At 70.0% G+C, this 16707-nt stretch carries 15 protein-coding genes; 9 read left to right on the top strand and 6 right to left on the bottom strand.

Annotation, left to right across the window (positions count from 1 at the left end; genetic code table 11):
• Positions 1–408 precede the first annotated feature (408 nt).
• Together QMK24_RS18660 and QMK24_RS18655 are read left to right on the top strand one after the other, a co-directional pair.
• Positions 409–1287: a COG4705 family protein gene (locus QMK24_RS18660; protein WP_283467333.1), complete on the top strand. Its 879-nt coding sequence runs from the start codon at positions 409–411 to the stop codon at positions 1285–1287.
• A gap of 282 nt (positions 1288–1569) precedes the next feature.
• Positions 1570–2754, top strand: coding sequence for a serine hydrolase domain-containing protein (locus QMK24_RS18655; RefSeq protein ID WP_502989154.1), 1185 nt, complete (start codon positions 1570–1572; stop codon positions 2752–2754).
• A 46-nt stretch (positions 2755–2800) separates the two neighbouring features.
• Here the strand turns inward: QMK24_RS18655 and QMK24_RS18650 are convergent, their stop codons facing one another.
• Complete coding sequence (locus QMK24_RS18650; RefSeq protein ID WP_283467332.1) at positions 2801–2923, bottom strand: hypothetical protein; 123 nt, start codon at positions 2921–2923, stop codon at positions 2801–2803.
• 158 nt (positions 2924–3081) lie between these two features.
• Between QMK24_RS18650 and QMK24_RS41850 the strand changes: the two genes are divergently transcribed.
• Positions 3082–3411 carry a hypothetical protein gene (locus QMK24_RS41850; protein WP_502962548.1) on the top strand — a complete coding sequence of 110 codons (330 nt, stop codon included), beginning with the start codon at positions 3082–3084 and terminating at the stop codon, positions 3409–3411.
• Between the two features lie 164 nt (positions 3412–3575).
• Here the strand turns inward: QMK24_RS41850 and QMK24_RS18640 are convergent, their stop codons facing one another.
• Complete coding sequence (locus QMK24_RS18640) at positions 3576–3977, bottom strand: RICIN domain-containing protein (RefSeq protein WP_283467331.1); 402 nt, start codon at positions 3975–3977, stop codon at positions 3576–3578.
• Between the two features lie 247 nt (positions 3978–4224).
• On the opposite strand from QMK24_RS18640, the gene QMK24_RS18635 reads away from it, so the two are divergent.
• Positions 4225–4530 carry a protein kinase domain-containing protein gene (locus QMK24_RS18635; protein ID WP_283467330.1) on the top strand — a complete coding sequence of 102 codons (306 nt, stop codon included), beginning with the start codon at positions 4225–4227 and terminating at the stop codon, positions 4528–4530.
• Between the two features lie 366 nt (positions 4531–4896).
• On the opposite strand, the gene QMK24_RS18630 is transcribed toward QMK24_RS18635, so the two are convergent.
• Positions 4897–5193: a MarR family transcriptional regulator gene (locus tag QMK24_RS18630; protein WP_283467329.1), complete on the bottom strand. Its 297-nt coding sequence runs from the start codon at positions 5191–5193 to the stop codon at positions 4897–4899.
• Positions 5194–5519: 326 nt separating this feature from the next.
• Between QMK24_RS18630 and QMK24_RS18625 the strand changes: the two genes are divergently transcribed.
• Positions 5520–5858 carry a hypothetical protein gene (locus tag QMK24_RS18625; RefSeq protein ID WP_283467328.1) on the top strand — a complete coding sequence of 113 codons (339 nt, stop codon included), beginning with the start codon at positions 5520–5522 and terminating at the stop codon, positions 5856–5858.
• Here the strand turns inward: QMK24_RS18625 and QMK24_RS18620 are convergent.
• Both QMK24_RS18620 and QMK24_RS18615 read right to left on the bottom strand, forming a co-directional pair.
• Complete coding sequence (locus QMK24_RS18620; RefSeq protein WP_283467327.1) at positions 5836–7026, bottom strand: MBL fold metallo-hydrolase; 1191 nt, start codon at positions 7024–7026, stop codon at positions 5836–5838. The two genes, QMK24_RS18625 and QMK24_RS18620, sit on opposite strands and share 23 nt — an antisense overlap.
• A gap of 114 nt (positions 7027–7140) precedes the next feature.
• The gene (locus QMK24_RS18615) at positions 7141–7506 is read right to left on the bottom strand and encodes a winged helix-turn-helix transcriptional regulator (protein WP_283467326.1); all 366 of its coding nucleotides are present in this window, start codon (positions 7504–7506) and stop codon (positions 7141–7143) included.
• Positions 7507–7858: 352 nt separating this feature from the next.
• On the opposite strand from QMK24_RS18615, the gene QMK24_RS18610 reads away from it, so the two are divergent.
• A complete protein-coding gene (locus QMK24_RS18610; RefSeq protein ID WP_283467325.1) occupies positions 7859–9226 on the top strand; it encodes an FAD-dependent oxidoreductase in 1368 nt (455 codons plus the stop codon).
• A 300-nt stretch (positions 9227–9526) separates the two neighbouring features.
• Here QMK24_RS18610 and QMK24_RS18605 read toward each other — a convergent pair whose 3' ends face one another.
• Positions 9527–10225, bottom strand: a complete 699-nt coding sequence (locus tag QMK24_RS18605; RefSeq protein WP_283467323.1) for an alpha/beta fold hydrolase — start codon at positions 10223–10225, stop codon at positions 9527–9529.
• Positions 10226–10573: 348 nt separating this feature from the next.
• Between QMK24_RS18605 and QMK24_RS18600 the strand changes: the two genes are divergently transcribed.
• The 3 genes from QMK24_RS18600 to QMK24_RS18590 all read left to right on the top strand — a co-directional run bounded on the left by QMK24_RS18600 (position 10574) and on the right by QMK24_RS18590 (position 16706).
• Positions 10574–11890 (top strand): MFS transporter, encoded by a 1317-nt coding sequence (locus QMK24_RS18600; protein WP_283467322.1) that lies wholly within the window; start codon positions 10574–10576, stop codon positions 11888–11890.
• A 75-nt stretch (positions 11891–11965) separates the two neighbouring features.
• Entirely contained in the window at positions 11966–13375 is a 1410-nt protein-coding gene (locus QMK24_RS18595) for a condensation domain-containing protein (RefSeq protein WP_283467321.1), read from the top strand.
• A 163-nt stretch (positions 13376–13538) separates the two neighbouring features.
• On the top strand, positions 13539–16706 hold the full coding sequence (locus tag QMK24_RS18590; protein WP_283467320.1) for a non-ribosomal peptide synthetase: 3168 nt from the start codon (positions 13539–13541) through the stop codon (positions 16704–16706).
• Position 16707 lies beyond the last annotated feature (1 nt).

Raw genomic sequence — 16707 nt, 5'->3', positions numbered from 1 at the left:
GCCACCTCGAATGCTCGACAATTCGTTCGCACTGCGAAGAAGTGCGCGTTTACTTATCCCGATACCTATCTCGATACCTATGCCGATACCTATGCCGAGCCGTCCGCGTCACCTTGCTCAAGACCGCCCACTCCTACGGGGTACAGCGCAAACGACCCGCGGATCTGCTGCCAGCGGCTCAACTCCCGCTTCATGGCCTATCGCCGGGGTCTGGATGGTGGATGATGATCTCGAATTCCACTCCTTTCGCAAGGCCCTGAGTCACACAGCCGTGGACACGAGGCTCCACTGCTGCGGTGGATGAGGATTCCTCGTGCCCGCGCCTCTGTCAAGTCCGTTCATCTGAAATCGCAACGTGCTCACTCCGTGAGAGTGAGACTTCGATGTACCGAGCAGGAGTGATGGAAATTGGGAAAGTCGGAAGTCCTTACCAGCGTGGACATCGCCAGCACCGGCAGAAGTGTGATGAAGAAACTGCCCGAGGTCACCCTGGCCTTCTGGATCATGAAAATCGCTGCGACGACCCTCGGCGAAACGGCCGGTGACCTCTTCGCCCAGACCCTCAAACTCGGCTACTTCCTCACCACGATCGCACTGTTCCTGATCTTCGTGGTGACGCTCGTCGTTCAGCTCAGGTCCAAGCGCTACAACCCGTTCTTCTACTGGACCGTCATCCTGTCCACCAGCACGGCCGGCACCACGATGTCCGACTTCATGAACCGCGACGGCAGCACCAAGTACCTCTCCAACGGGGCCACGTCGCTGGGCTGGGGGCCGCAAGGCCTGGGATTGGGCTACCCCACGGGTGCCGCGATCCTGATCTCGCTTCTGATTGTGATCTTCACCATCTGGAAGTTCACCGGGATGACTTTCGCCATCCGCGACATCGTCACCCTCCGCGCAGAGGCCCTCTTCTGGTCGGCGATCCTCGTCTCGAACACGCTGGGCACGTCCATGGGAGATTTCCTGTCCGACAGCTCGGGACTCGGCTACGCAGGCGGTGCACTCCTCGTCACCGGCCTGCTCGCGGGACTCCTCGCCCTCATGCGCGTGCCTGTCGTGCCGAACGTCCTGCTGTTCTGGATCGCCTTCGTGCTCACCCGTCCTCTGGGGGCCACTGCCGGCGACTTCCTCACCAAACCCATCGCCAAGGGCGGCCTCGACCTCGGCACGGCAGGCTCCTCGGCCGTGCTCCTCGCGATCCTGATCGGCCTCATGAGCCTCGCCCGCGCGCAGGAGCGCAGAACCACCGTCCCGCGGAACGCGCTGCCGGCCAATAAATCCTGAGCACGACGGGAGCGACAGGCGCCGGCTCTCCCGGCCGCCGACCCCGAAATGTGTGCGCGCGCCCCTCCCGGCTGCTCCTGCCCCAGGTCATGGCACAGGGTGGCGGGGTGGGGCGCGCCCGTACCCCGCGCACTCCGAAGATCCGGCCACGCCGCCCCGCACCCTCCGCCAACTGGCCGTGCCGACGCGCGTCGCGAGCCCGTTGCAGTGCGTCACCTGATACGCAGTCAGGTGCAACCGGCCGGGACGCCGTTCCTGGTCACGTACTCAGGAGGTACGCACGTGCTGCCACGCTCACCCGGACGACTGTTCCGCACGGCACTGTCCGCCACCGCCCTCGTCGCCGCGGTCGGCGGGCTCTTCCAGCCCGCGCAGACCGCGCAGGCCGAGGGCCCGGCCACGCCGCCCCACGACAGGAATCTGCAGCGGCAGCTGGATGAACTGGTCGGTACCGGCGACGGCCCGCCGGGGGTGATCGCGCTCCTCACGCGGGACGGCCGGACCGAGGTGTACCGGGCCGGGATCGGCGACATCGAGTCCGGGCGGCCGCCGCGGGCCGACGACCACATGCGGATCGCGAGTGTCTCCAAGGCCTACAGCGGGGCGGTCGCCCTGCAGCTGGTCGACCGCGGGGATCTCAGGCTGGACGAGACGATCGGTGAGCGGCTGCCCCGGCTGCCCGAGGCCTGGCACCGGGTGACGCTCCGCCAGCTGCTCCAGCACACCAGCGGACTGCCGGACTTCTCCGCGAACCCCGAGTTCCGGGAAATCCTGGGCAATGACCCGCACCACCGATTCGACTCCCGCCGACTGCTCGACTTCATCGCCGATGAACCGCTGCTCTTCCGGCCCGGGTCGCGATACCAGTACTCCAACTCCGACAACATCGCCGTCGCTCTCATGGCCGAGGACGCTACCGGCCGCCGCTACGAGGACCTGCTCCGGCAGCTCGTCTACCGGCCGCTGCACCTGCGCCGGACCAGCCTCCCCCAGGGCTACCGGCTGCCCGAGCCGTTCCTGCATGGCTACGACGTCACCCCGCCCGCCCCGCCCGATGACGTCAGCGAACTCTTCGGCGCCTCGGGCAGCTGGGCTTCGGGCGGCATCGTGGCCACTCCCGCGGACCTCGGCGCGTTCATCCGCGGCTACGGCGGCCACGCCCTCATCTCCGACAGGACCCGCGAGCAGCAGCTGACGTTCCTCGACGGCGGCGCATCCGAACCCGCCGGCCCCGGGGCCAACGCCGCCGGTCTGGCGATCTTCCGCTACACCACCCGCTGCGGAGTGCTCTACGGCCACACCGGGAACTTCCCCGGCTACACCCAGCTCGCCGCCACGACACCCGACGGTCGGCGCTCCCTGACCTTCACCCTCAACACCCAGGTCAGCAAGAGCAACAAGCCGGCGCTCCTCGCCAAGGTCCGCGCCATCCAGGAGAACTTCGCCTGCGCCCTCCTCCGCCACTGACTCAACAGCTCGTCCGACGGGGCTCGGTACAGCGGAGACTGGAGGATCACCGGCCTCCGACCACGGCGCTGCCGCCCCAACCGAGGTGGCATGCCATCCCGTCGAACACCCAGCGCGCGTCACCGCTGAAGAAGGGTTCCAGCTTCTTGTCCACCAGGTCGGGTGCCACCGCGAGGGCGACGACGGCGGAGTCGCCGACCAGCGCGCTGTCCGGACAGAAGCCTTGACGCTCCCGTTCCCCTCAAGATCGAACGACATGACGAGTTTGCCGGTCCTGGTCTCGTACATCGCGAAATGATGCGTCGCCGCCACGACCGGGACCGTGCCGTGGCGGCCGTAGAGCGTGATGTCGAACTTGCAGGTGCCGACCTGGCGGCCGCCGGGTGGTTGCCGTCCTGGCCGGTGGGGTGGCGGTGTGGCAGTTGCGCACGACACGACGGCTTCGGCGAGGGCCCGGTCACGGTCGGCTCGTTCCAGGAGGTGATAGAGCGGGCCGAGGACGAGCGCCACGTCGAAGGAGTCGGTCTCAGCGGTGAGTTCGCGGGCGTCGCCGAGTTCGGCGGTGCAGCCGGTGGTCGCAGCCGCGTGCTGAATGTGCCGGGCCACGGGATCGACGAGGTGAACGCGGTAGCCTCTGTCGGCGCCTTTGACGATTGACGCGGTCTCGCGGGCTGCTCGTCTGCCAAGCGCACCGATGGCTCGCTCGATCGATGCGGCCCACTCCACGGGGCACGGCCTGGCCGCCCTGCCTCAACTTCAGGCACGGTACCTCAGTACCAGCTCTGGTATGGCGCACTGCTGCACGGCATCAGGCGCATGCCCTACACCTGGTTGTCATCGATGCAGGTGTTGGTCTCCCGGTTCTGGAAACGGATCGTGTGATCGAGCCAGTGCTTGATGATCCAGCTCTCACGCTTGCTGTTGTCGCACAACTGCATGCGCAGCGCTATGCCGTCGTGGCCGAGGCAGTAGTCCCAATTGGTGATGGCACGTATCTCGATGGTGCCGTCGTTGTAAGAGTGCACGTTCCAGTTCTGCTCCGGGGTGCCGCATCCGTTGGTCCGGTTGAGATTGACCGTCGAGGAGTCCAAGCACCCCTGGGTGGCCTGGTTCCGGAATGTGTTGACGACATCGGTTGCCGAAGCCGGGCTGGTACTCAGGGCGCCGAGCGCCAATGTCGTCGCGGCCATGGTCATGAAGGCTGTTCGCTTGCGCAGTCGCATGTGTGCGTGTCTCCTACACGTTAGGTACTCGGGTGTCTTGGCGTGCGGTAAAGGCGACGGCGAGGTGCCCATCGATCACCGAGCCCCCAGCATCGGTCCACCGTCAGGTCATCCACAACGCTCTAGAGCAGGGTTGAAAGTCCCAGGTCACAGGGTTCCGGTGGCCCCCGAGGCCGTGGCCGGGCGCTGACGGACAGCGATAGCCACCGGCTGCGCGGGCAGGGCCGCGGCCCACCCGGACGCCACCGTGTTGACCGCCACCGGGATGTTCACCGGCTCGGTGGAGTACACCGCTCCTGAGCGGGCACGCGGCGAGGGCGAACAAGCCGCCAGCGACCTTTTCGCCCTCAGGGTGACGCTCTACCAGGCCGTCGAGGGCATCTCGCCGTTTCGCCGCGGCACCCCGACCGGCACGCTCGCCGCGGTCATGTTCGACGCCGCTCCCCCGCCGCAGCACGCGGGACGGCTCACGACGCTAATCACGCGCCTGCTGGAAAAGAGCCCGGACCAGCGCCCGACCGATACCCAAGCACTGGCCCTGATCGACACGTAACGGCCGGCCGCCACAGTCGTCGGCGCTGAAGATGCACTCCGGTGGTGAAGCCGCCGCGCGAGCGGCCGGGCCTCCTACTGGACCACTTCCGCCGGGCGGACGACGAGGCCGCTCCCCGGGGAGACGCTTCAGCGTTGGCTGCGAAGCGTGCGACGCAGGTCGGCGATCCAGCCGTCGGGGATTTCCCAGGGGATGAAGTGGCCGCCGTCGCGATGCACGGTGAGATTGACGTGGTTGCACCAGTCCGCGCGTTCGGAGTTGAGGAAGTCCTGGATGAGCTGGTCGGTGGTGACGCCGGGCGGGTTCTCCTATCCGACGAAGGCCATGGGGGTTCCCTTCGCACGTGGGGAGGCCCGAGGCGCCTGGTCAGGGCCGGCCGTGGAGGGCAGCCATCCTCATCAGTGCGGGTAGCGCTGCGCTGACGGCGTTCCGTTCCTCGGGGGTCAACTGCTCGAACAGTCGGGCCAGCTGAGTGGTGCGGTCGTCGTGGCGGGTACGCACGATCCCCCTGCCTGCGGGAGTCGCCTGGACGAGCACGGCGCGGCCATCGCGGGGGTCGGGCCGGCGTTCCACCAGGCCGTCGCGTTCGAGCCGGGCGACCAGTTGCGTGATGGCCGGCTGGCTGACCTGTTCGGTGGCCGTGAGTTCCGACAGCCGCGGCACGCGTCGGGCACTTGTCAGGCACCCCCATCACCTGGGTGACGACGGCGAGTTCGTTCCCCGCCCCAAAGGCGGGCAGCTGTCCGCATCGCGAGATGCGTTCCCGCAGGCGCACGTCTTCGTGCAAGGATCCAACCCATGCTGCGCCAGCTGATTATTAGCGCCAGCGTGCCGGCCCGGAGCTGACCCAGGAGCGATCCTCCTCACGCAGACCACCGCCCGCACGCCGACCTCTCGCATCCCGCGAGGGGTTTTTTGTATTTCACCACCAGCCGCCAACGGCTTCCACGACCCACCCGGCCACCCGTCTGGACAGGAGCACACCGCTCATGACGAACGACTGCCTTCCCGTCGTCGACTCGCCTCTGCTCAACCGTGTGATGGGCGAAGGCATCGATCTCGTTATCAGTGAGTCGCCCACCCATACCCTGAGAATCACCCTCCGAGACAGAGGCAGCGCCTTGTCCAGAGTCGCCGCGACCTTGAACAACATCACGGTCCAAACGTTCTTCTATGTGGTCTCGGCCCCGGCCACCGCCGTTTGCGAGGTCTGCGTGCCCGCCGCCGAAGCGGCCCGCGCCCGGGCCAAGCTGAACCGCTGCATCGACGTGCTGGACGTGATCGACGTGATCGACGTGATCGACGTCACCGAACTGCAGGCCGTATAGCCGTAGCCGCCGGGATAGCGGGCTTTGCGCGCTCAGCCCGCGGGGCGAAATCCCGGAAGGACGTATACCGTTCCGGAAGCTCGCCCGGCTCGACCTTGCCGAAGTAGGGGCCCATCTTGGTGTCGGCGATCGCGTTGGTAGTGGTCCGCCACAGGTCGTGCACGAACTCGCGGGAGATCTTGATGTCCTCCCTGGTACCGAGCCGGTGGACGTGGCCGCCGATGTAGGTGTCCAGGTCCATCGCGGCCAGCTCGTCGTGGGCGCGCAGCACACCCGGGACGCTGTCGGCGGTGCCCCAGGCGGGGATGGGCGCCCATCCGGGCATCACCACATCCACCATCATCGCCGCGCGCTGGCGCGGTGCGTGGATGAGGATGTTGCCCGTCTCGTGGTTGGCGCCGGGATAGCTGAGCAGCAGTCGCTGGTCTCCCACGTCGAGCCGGTAGCGGTCGGCGAAGGTCACGGTGGGCATCGGGCGGCCCGGGTCCTGGTTGGCCTTGATCCGCTCCGCGGTCGCGGTGTGCGCCACGCGGATCACGTCACCGAAGGCGGATGCGTTCGCGGTGTGGTCGGCGTGGTCGTGGCTGTACACGAGGTGGGTCACCTTCTGGCCGGTGACGCGGCGGATCGCGGCCGGCAGCGCTTCGGCGAGTGCGGGCGGAGCGTCGATGACGACGACGCCGGCGCTGGCGCTGGTGACCAGGAATGCGGCCTGCGTCCCGCCGGCGGTCACCGCGTACAGCGCGTCGCCGATCCGGTCGAGCCGGTAGCCCTCGGGCGGTACCGGCAGCGGCCGGGCGCCGGGTGGCAGCGGCGCGAAGGTACGGGTGGCGGCACCGTCCGGCGATTCGGGCAGCGCCAGCTGCTGGCCGGGCCGGGGTTCGCCGCCCCTGCCCAGCACCCGCTGATTCAGCCGGTAGAGCTCCGACCACCGCTGTTCGGATCCGAGAAAGCGGCCGGCGATGCTCCGCAGGGTGTCCCCGGAGGCGGCCCGGTAGAAGGCACCGCCGCCCGGGGGGGGGGTCGCCGGAGCGGAGCCGGCTGTGGCCGAGGCCGAGGCCGGCCATGCGAGGTTGGCCAGCCCCGGGGTCGCGGGCACGGCGGCGGCTGCCGCACCCCAGCGCAGGATGCCGCGGCGGGACGGCGACTGCTGCTCTTCTTCACACATGGCGTACTCCCCGGGTGGGCCGTGGTCGATACCTCGGTCACGCTAGGGACGATCCGTCAATGGTTGAAGATTGCACTTTATGGATAGTTACTATCCCTGGGTGAAGCGTGCAGCTCACGGCTGGGCGTCGTAGTCGCACTGTGCCGTGAGACACACCTCGATGTTGTCGTCGGTCCAGCCGATCAGAGCCTCCAGGGGCTCGCGGAGGGTGTGCCCGCGCGGCGTCAGCTCGTACTCGACGTGCGGCGGGATCACCGGATGGACCGTGCGGCGGACCAGACCGTTGCGTTCGAGCTGACGCAGCGTCTGGGTGAGCGCCTTCGGCGTGACCCCTTCGAGCTGGGCGGCCAGCTCGCTGAACCGGTGCGCCCCGCGGGTCAGACAACCGATCACCAGGATCGTCCACTTGGCACCGATCAGGTCGATCAACGACCGGCTGGGACAGGCGGCGGAGTACGGATTCGCCTTGCTCAGATGCACGCGATCAGTCCCTTTCACCGGCCGTACGGGCCGGCCCTCACCCTGGCCGGATCCTCTGCCCGTCACCGTGGGGAGGGCGGCGAACTGGAGGATACGCCCCGCCCCGCCTGCGCCGGCCGGCGCACGACCAGGGGACAGCCCACCCACAGCCCGGGCGCGGCCCGATCCACTCATAGATCGCACTTATGGGGTCATAGCCACAAGACGGGTACCGCAGTGAGGGTAGCCTTGCCAAAGTGGCGGATGAGACAGCACTGCCGCCACGTCGTCACGCCCGCACCGATGTACCGGACTGCCGTGCCTCTCCCACCGGTCCATGCCCCGGTGGGCTCCGCTCGAAGGGAACCTGTCCATGCCCCGCCCACTGCGGGTAGCGATCGTCGGTGCCGGCCCCGCCGGAATCTACGCCGCCGACGCGCTGCTCAAGTCCGAGGCCGCCTCCGAGCCCGGTGTCTCCATCGACCTCTTCGAGCGGATGCCCGCGCCGTTCGGCCTGATCCGGTACGGCGTCGCCCCCGACCACTCCCGCATCAAGGGCATCGTCACCGCCCTGCATCAGGTGCTCGACAAGCCTCAGATACGGCTCTTCGGAAATGTCGACTACCCGTCCGACATCGGCCTCGACGATCTCCATGAGTTCTACGACGCGGTCGTCTTCTCCACCGGTGCGACCGCCGACCGGGCGCTGGACATCCCCGGCATCGAACTCGACGGATCCTACGGAGCCGCCGACTTCGTCTCCTGGTACGACGGTCACCCGGACGTGCCCCGCAACTGGCCGCTGGACGCGGCGAAGGTGGCCGTCCTCGGCGTCGGCAATGTCGCCCTGGACGTCGCCCGCATTCTCGCGAAGACCGCCGAAGAACTGCTCCCCACCGAGATTCCCCCGAACGTCCACCAGGGGCTGGCCGCCAACAAGGCCGTCGAGGTGCATGTGTTCGGGCGGCGCGGCCCCGCGCAGGCCAAGTTCAGTCCGATGGAGCTGCGCGAGCTGGACCACTCGCCGAACATCGAGGTCATCGTCAACCCCGAGGACATCGACTACGACGACGGCAGCATCGCCACCCGCCGCGCCAACAAGCAGGCCCACATGGTCGCCTCGACGCTGGAGAACTGGGCGATCCGCGACGCCGGCGACCGGCCGCACAAGCTGTTCCTGCACTTCTTCGAGTCCCCCACCGAGATACTCGGCGAGGACGGCAAGGTCATCGGGCTGCGCACCGAGCGGACCCGGCTCGACGGCACAGGCAGTGTCACCGGCACCGGCGAGTTCCGCACCTGGGACGTGCAGTCCGTCTACCGGGCGGTCGGCTACCTCTCCGACGAACTGCCCAAGCTGCCGTTCGACTTCGTCACCGGCACCGTCCCGCACGAGGGCGGGCGGGTCGTCGAGGGCGGTGAGCACCTGGCGTCCACCTACGTGACCGGGTGGATCAAGCGTGGCCCGGTCGGTCTCATCGGCCACACCAAGGGCGATGCCAACGAGACCGTCGCCAACCTGCTCGCCGACCACAGCAACAACCGGCTCCTGTCCCCCGCCGCTCCCGGCACCGACGCCATAGTCGACTTCCTCGACGACAAGGGCGTCAGGTACACGACGTGGGAAGGCTGGCACCGCCTCGACGCGGCCGAACGCGCCCTCGGTGCCGCCGAGGGACGCGAGCGCGTGAAGATCGTCGAGCGCGAGGCGATGCTCCGGGCCAGCTCCGGCCAGGAGTAGCCGGCGGCTGCGGGGTCGACCCTGCACACGCTGGACGTGCCCTCGACCTCCACCGGCTCACCGGCCTCGCCGACCATCGACGCGCGGGCGATGCCCAGCGCGCGCAGGCGCTTCTCGTCGCGCATTCTGCGGCGTCCGCTGCGGGAACGACCGGTGTACCGGCCGGGTAGACACGCTCGGCCGGATCCCAGAGGCGCTGCCGCCCGCTGCGGCCGGATATGGCGATCTCGCCGCGAGCGGCGAGGAATTCCAGCATCTTGGTGACGTTGCGGTTGGTCGTCCAGCCGGTCGACGGACACGTCACATCGCAGCCGCGTCGAGGAGGATCTGCGCCAGCTCGTTCGGCCGGGAGAACATCGGCCAGTGGCCGGTGTCCATCTCGACCAACCGCCAGTGCTCGCTGGTCAGCAGCGCGGCCACATCGTCGTTCGGCTCGTCGCCGTCGAGCAGGCACTTGATGTACGTCGCCGGAAGCTCACCGAGCGGGCGGGCGAGCACGGCCGATTCGGTCAGTGTGGCGCCCGGGTGCGGTGTCGAGCCGCTCACGATCCGGGTGATCTGCTCTTCGGTGAGACCCTGGCCGTCGTAGTCGGCCGCGGTGAGCGGCGCCCAGAAGCCCCCGTTGTCGGCGATCGTGGCCTCCAGCGCCGCCCGGCCCTGCCACCAGCCGGAGGCGAACGACTCGCCGTCGGTCGGGACTTCGGAGTCGACGAAGACCACGCGGGCCAGCCGGTCGCCGATCCGCTCGGCGGCCTGACCGACCGGAATGCCCGAGTAGCTGTGCCCGACCAGGATGATGTCGCGCAGATCGAGGCGTTCCACCTCGTCGACGATGTCCTGGACGTGGGTCTGCTGTCCGGCGGGTTCACCCTTTTTTTCTGCGAGGCCTGACAGCGTCAATGGGTGGGCGCCGTGGCCGGCCGCACGCAGCTGAGGCACCACCTCGTCCCATGCCCACGATCCGAGCCACGCGCCTGCTACGAGTACGAATTCTCCCATGATCGGAACCTAGCGCAGGGGTCTGACAATGCCACTGACGGCAGTTGCCGGCCGCTGATGACGAAGTCGATGACCACGTTCCAAAACGCCGGTCAAACCTCGTTTTTTCGGCCAAATGCGCGACCCCTCCCCCGTGGACGCGATACATCGGGTCCCGAGGCGGCGCCAGTGGCGGCACCAGTGGCGGCGTGGATCGTGCCAGCTACCTGCCCGTCACGGCCGTTCTTCCTGCCTTCAGCCGGAACATAGTGAGTATTTGCTGCAAAGAGACGATCTGTTCGCAAAAAATGACCGAAAGTGCCTACCTGGCTTTGACTTGTGATCGCTTGAGCAACGAGTGTCATGCGTATGAACCCCTCCCAACCGGCCGTTTCCGGTGGCCCGTTAGCCGCTCGCGACTTCCGGCTCCTCCTCGCGGGCGCCGCCGCCGGACAGGTCGGAGCCCAGGTCACCCTGGTCGCGCTGCCACTGGTGGCAGTCCTCGAACTCGACGCGCCCGCCTTCCAGGTCGGGCTGCTCACCGCTGCCGAGACCGCCGCGTTCCTCCTCATCGGCCTGCCTGCCGGAGCCTGGGTCGACCGGCTGCGCAAGTTGCCACTGCTGATCAGGGCCGACGTCGTGCGCGCCATCGCGATGATCAGCGTGCCGGCCGCGGCCGTCGCGGACGTACTGACGATGGCGCAGCTCTATGCCGTGGCTCTGATCACCGGTGTCGCCACGGTGTTCTTCGACGTCGCCCACCAGAGCTATCTGCCCCAACTACTGCCCGCCCCACAACTGGTGGCCGGAAATGGCGCACTGGAAACCGTCCGGTCCTCCGCGCACGTCGCCGGACCCGGCCTCGGTGGTGCTCTCGTCCAGCTCGTCGGGGCCCATCTGGCGATCGTCGCCGACGCGGTTGGTTACGCGCTCTCGGGACTGTTCCTGCTCTTCATCCGCCGCTCCGAGCCCGCACCCCAAGCGGTGCAGGGCTCGTCGCTGCGCGGCGAGATCGGCGAGGGGCTGCGGTTCGTCCTGCGCCAGCCGCTGCTGCGCGTCATCGCCGCCACGACGGGATTGAGCAACTTCTTCGCCGTGATGCTGATGGCCGTGCAGACCGTCTACCTGGTGCGGGTACTCGGCCTGAACCCGGGCGCGATCGGCCTGATGCTGTCGGCGTCGGCGATCGGTGGTCTGGCCGGCGCGCTCATGGCGGGACGCCTGGCCCGCGCTCTGGGACAGGCCCGCATCATCTGGCTGTCCGTGGTGGTCACGGGCCCGTTCGCGCTGCTCTGGCCGCTTTCAGGTGCGGGGGCCGCGGCCGCCCTGTTCGCCATCGGTCTGGGCGTGGTCTCCTTCGGCGGCGTGGTCTACAACGTCGCCCAGGTGAGCTTCCGCCAGACCTTGTGCCCGCCGGGCCTGCTCGGCCGGATGAACGCCACCATGCGCTTCCTCGTCTGGGGCACCATGCCGCTCGGCGCCCTGATCGGCGGCGCCGTCGCGGACGCCGCCTCACCACGCGCCGCCGTCTGGGTCTGCGCCGTGGGAGTCCTCCTCGCGCCGCTGACCCTGCTGATGTCGCCGCTGCGCCGCATGCGCGACCTGCCCGCCGCACCGCCCACGAGCGGGCCCGATGCCGAGCGGACCGCCGGTGACCCGGCGACCGAGGCGACCTCTGTCGGCTGACCGCGTCCGCCCCCGCACAACGCCAATCCGGCCCGGACCTCCGCAAGCAGGGCTCATCCCACCAGAAGGAACCCCGTGCAACCCAGCGTCACCAGCCAGTACCTCGCCCGGTACCAGCGGCTGGACACCGGCGGCGACCTGCTGCCTGTCACCGGCGCCCAGCGCCGGTTCGTCCTCGTACGCTTACTCGACCCGGCCGGACGGCCGGATGTCGTGCCACTGTTCTTCGCCTTCCCGCGCGGCACCGTCGATCTGCCACGACTGCGGGACGCGGCACGGTCACTGGCCGCACTCCACCCCGCCCTGCGCGCACGTTCACTGGTGGTGCGCGGAACGCCCGTACAGCGGCTCGGCGAAGCCGACGTGCCCGTGGAACGGATCGGGTGCGCGCCCGGCGAGAACGGCGCCGCCGCACTGCGCAGAACGCTGCGGTCCTGGACCGCGGACGGCGCTCCGCTGCGGCTCTACCTGGCCGACGACGGCGCGGACGCGACCGAGGAGGTACTGGCTGTCGCCCTGGACCACGCCGCGTGCGACGGCCAGTCGCTGTCCCGGATCACCGGGGAACTGAGCGCTGCCTACCGCGACCGGCTCGGCCCCCAGGACGTGGCCCCGGGCAGCGTGGCGCAGGAGCTGCGCGCCTACCGGGAGGCCGTATCGATGCAACTCACCGCGGAGGAGCGGGCGAGTGGTGCGTCGGCGCTGGCCTACTGGAGCGAACGGCTGCGCCATGTGCGTGACGCGCCCAAGGCCGGCGCGCAAGCCGCGAGCGGCCCGTCAGCCGTGGCAGGCATGACAGGCCAGGCGGCGGGCGCCACTGCGGAGCTGCCCACCGGAGCCGTCGAAGCCCACCTCCCCGTACCGGCCGGAATCGCCGCGGCGGTCCCGTTCCCTGAGCTGCTCGATGCCTGCCGGGCCGCCGTCCGTGCGTGGCACGGGCCCGGCCACGTCGTCGCGATGGGGTATCCGTGGGGCGGCAGACCAGCCGCGGCGCAACCCGTCCTCGGCTGCTTCCTCAACACGGTCGTCTTCCCGGCCGCGACCGGCACACCGTCCGGCGGCGTGGTGGGCGACTCGCCGGGCGGCCCGGCGGGCGATGACACCACCACGGCCCACTGGTGGGACGACCTCGACCGGGCGGACACCCCGTTCGACGAGGTGGTGCATGCCGCCCGGACGGCCGGTGCGGCCTCCTGGTCGGGGCGCCTGGACGGGCTGCTCACCGTCGAGGACCTGAGCCGTCGCCCCCCGCTGAGGCTGGGAGGGGTGGAGGGGCGTGAGGTGAACGTGGACGGCCGTGCGGTACGCGCCCCGTTCGCGGTCTCCGCCAGTCACGGCGACGACCTGCACCTGCGGATGGTCTGGGACCGCGCGCTCCACGGCGACGACGCCGCACAGGGAGCCTTCGACGCGCTGACCGGTTTCGTCCGCGCCCGCCTGGCGGCCCGGGCGGCCCCGGCCGCCGTCTCAGGCACCGAGAACTGACGCTCCACCGCACCCTGTCCCGACCCCAACTGCCAACTCCTGACGGCCCGCCGCGCGATCCGCGGCCGGCCGCCCCACGGCCTGTCACCGGCGCATCCGCCGGACCGGCCGCGCCCCGTCACCACCGGCACCGCAACCGACCCGACTACCCCAGGGATGGCCGATGTTTCCGCTCTCCACCTCACAACAGATCGTCTGGCTGCACGAACAACTGCAACCCGGCAGCCGCGCCTACAACTTCACCGCCGCGCTCGACATGTGGGGCACCCTCGATGAGGACGCACTGCGCCGCGGTCTGACCGCGACGCTCGAACGCCACCCCGGCCTGCGCCTGGAACTGGCGCCCACCGCCGACGGCGTACCCGCCCAACGCGTGGTCGATTCCTGCGCCCCGCGCTTACGGACCGTGGACCTTTCCGGCCGCGACGACCCCGAGGCGGCCTTCGCCGAGCTGCTGCGCACCGAGGCCGAGACACCCCTGGACACCAGCCGGGCCCCACTGCTGCGCTGGACACTGGCCCGCCTCGCGCCGGATCAGCACCGGCTGATCCACGTCGAGCACCACCTGGTGCACGACGGCCACTCGTTCGCGATCGTCCTGAGCGACATCTTCTCCGCCTACCGCGCCCACGTGCTCGGCGAGGCCATCGGACCGCGCCCCGTCACGCCCTCCTACGAGGAGCATGTGCACGCGGCAGCGGCACCGGACGCGGCGGCCGCACGGACCCGCAGCCTCGCGTACTGGCAGGACGAACTGCGCACCGCCGCATTCGACCTGCCGCTGCCCGGCCTCACCCGGCCGGGTGCGCGCAGGCGGCACCACGGCGGCCAGTTGAGGCAGTCCATCGGAGCGGACCTGGCGCTACGGCTGCGCGCCCACGCCCGCGACCGCGGCCTCACCCCGTTCTCCGCACTGCTCGGCCTCTTCGCCGAACTGCTGCGACGGCACAGCGGCCGGCCGGAAGTGGTCATCGGCACCGCCGTCGGCAACCGCCCGCGCGGTTTCGAGGAAACCGTCGGAATGTTCGTCAACACCATCCCGCTGCGCCTGAGGCTGGACCCGAACGCCTCGGCCGACGATGTGATGGACGAGGTCACCGACACCCTCATCCGGGCGCTCCCCCACCAGGACGTGCCGGTGCAGGAGCTGACGCGGGCGCTCGGACTGCACACCTCGGGATCCGACAACCCCCTGTTCAGCGTCATGTTCAGCGCCCACGACGCGGTACTCCCGGAGATCGACGTCCCCGGTCTGGATGTGACGCTGTTCGAAGGGTTCAACACCGGAACCACCCGGTTCGACCTCGACCTCGTCCTGCTGCCCGACGACCGCCGGGGCGTGAGCCCCCGCCAGGGCGCCCCCGGCATGACGCTGGTGTGGGACTACGACGCCGACCTGTTCGGCGAGGACACGGCCGAGCTGCTCGCCACCCGCCTGCTGGACCTGCTCCGGTCCTACCTGGCTGACCCCTCCGCGCCGCTCTCCGCGCTCGGCCCGGCACCCGCCGCACCGGCCCCGGAACCGCCGCTGCCGGAGGCCGCCGGCAGCGCCACCCTGCTGGACCCGGCCGCCCGGCACGACCCGTCACTGCCCGCGCTGCTCATCGGCGCCCGGCAGCTGACCTACGGTGACCTGGACGAGCGGGTCACCAGCCTCGCGGAGCGGCTGCGCGCCTGTGGCATCACCGCCGGACAGCCGTTGGCGACCGTCCTGCCCCGTGGCGCGGACTGCGTCGTCGCGCTGCTGGCCTGCCTGCGCACCGGCGCCGTGTACTGCCCGCTCTCACCCCGGGACCCGGCCGACCGCCTCGCGACGCTGCTGGACCGGCTCGACCCGGCACTCGTACTGACCACCACCGACGGAGCCGCGCGCCTCGACACCGACCGCCGCCCGGTGGCCCTCGTCGACAGCCCCGACTTCCCCCGAGCCCACGCGGCGCGCACCGTGGAGGGCGCCGCGTACATCATCCACACCTCCGGTTCCACGGGCATACCCAAGCCCGTCGCGGTCGGCCGCCCCGCGCTGGAGAACCATCTGACCGGCGCCGCCGCCCGATTCGCCCTGCGGACCGACGACCGGGTGCTGCTCTTCGCCCAGCCGTCCTTCGACGTGGCGCTGGAGGAAGTGCTGCCGTCGCTGCACGCCGGTGCCTGCCTGGTCGTACCGGACCGCGAGGTTCCCACCGGCGCCGAACTGGCCGACCTGCTCGCCGCCGCCCGTGTCACCGTCGCCAATCTGCCCACCAGTTACTTCCTCGCCACCCGCGAGGACCTGCGACCAGCGCTGCGCGACGGCCGCTGGGCGCCGCGCCTGGTGGTGCTCGGCGGCGAACGCATCCCCGCGGACGCGCTGCGCGCGTTCCTGGACGACACCAGTGCCACGGTCCTGAACGTGTACGGCGTGACCGAGGCGTCGATCAGCTCCACGGTCCATGAGATCACCGGTGACGACCTGGCCGACGGTGCCGAGATCCCGCTGGGCACGGAGCTGCCCGGCGAGCGGGCGCACGTACTGGACGAGGGCTTGCGGCCGTTGCCGGCCGGCGCGGTCGGCGAACTCGCCATCGGCGGCGCTGGACTGGCCCAGGGATACGTCGGCAATGCGGAGACGACGGCCGCCCGCTTCGTACGGGTCGAAGCCCTCGGCGGCGAACGGGTCTACCTGACCGGGGACCTCGGCTACCGGGACCTGGACGGGCGGCTGTGCTTCCTCGGCCGCCGCGACAACCAGGTCAAGCTGCGCGGCTACCGCATCGAACTGGAAGAGATCGAGGCGGCGGCCTCCGCGTTCCTCGGCGGCAGGTCGTGCGCCGTGGTGCTGGACCGCGAGGCTCCTGGCGGGCCACTGCTGATCGGCTTCCTCGAAGGCACCGCCGAGCCGGATCAGGAGGCGCTGCACGCCGGACTGAGCCGGCGTCTGCCGGCCGCGATGGTTCCCGGCCGGTGGGTGGCGCTGGACACGATGCCGACGCTGGCCGGCGGCAAGCCGGACCGGGGATCGCTGGGCCGTACGGCCGCCGCCCTGGCCCCCCTCCGGCCGCGGCCGGACGCGCAAGCCCCTGCGGACTTCTCCGCACCGGAGGTGGCCCTGCTGGCCGAAGGCTGGCGCGCGGTGCTCGGGCACATGAGCTTCACCGAGACCTCCCACTTCTTCCGGATCGGCGGGCACTCCCTGCTCGCCGCCCATCTCGCCGCCTGGCTGGAGCCGCGGCTCGGCAGCCGGCCGCCGTTGCGGGTGCTCTTCGAGAACCCGGTACTGGCCGATCAGGCCCGTGCCCTCACCGCCGCCGGCACGACGCCCGCCCTTTCGGAAATCTCGGAGTCACGATGAC

This window comes from Streptomyces sp. PH10-H1, from assembly GCF_030063355.1.
Classification (GTDB): Bacteria; Actinomycetota; Actinomycetes; order Streptomycetales; family Streptomycetaceae; genus Actinacidiphila.
Note: the sequence above shows the minus strand (reverse complement) of the source record. Positions and strands in the feature narration are given on the sequence as shown.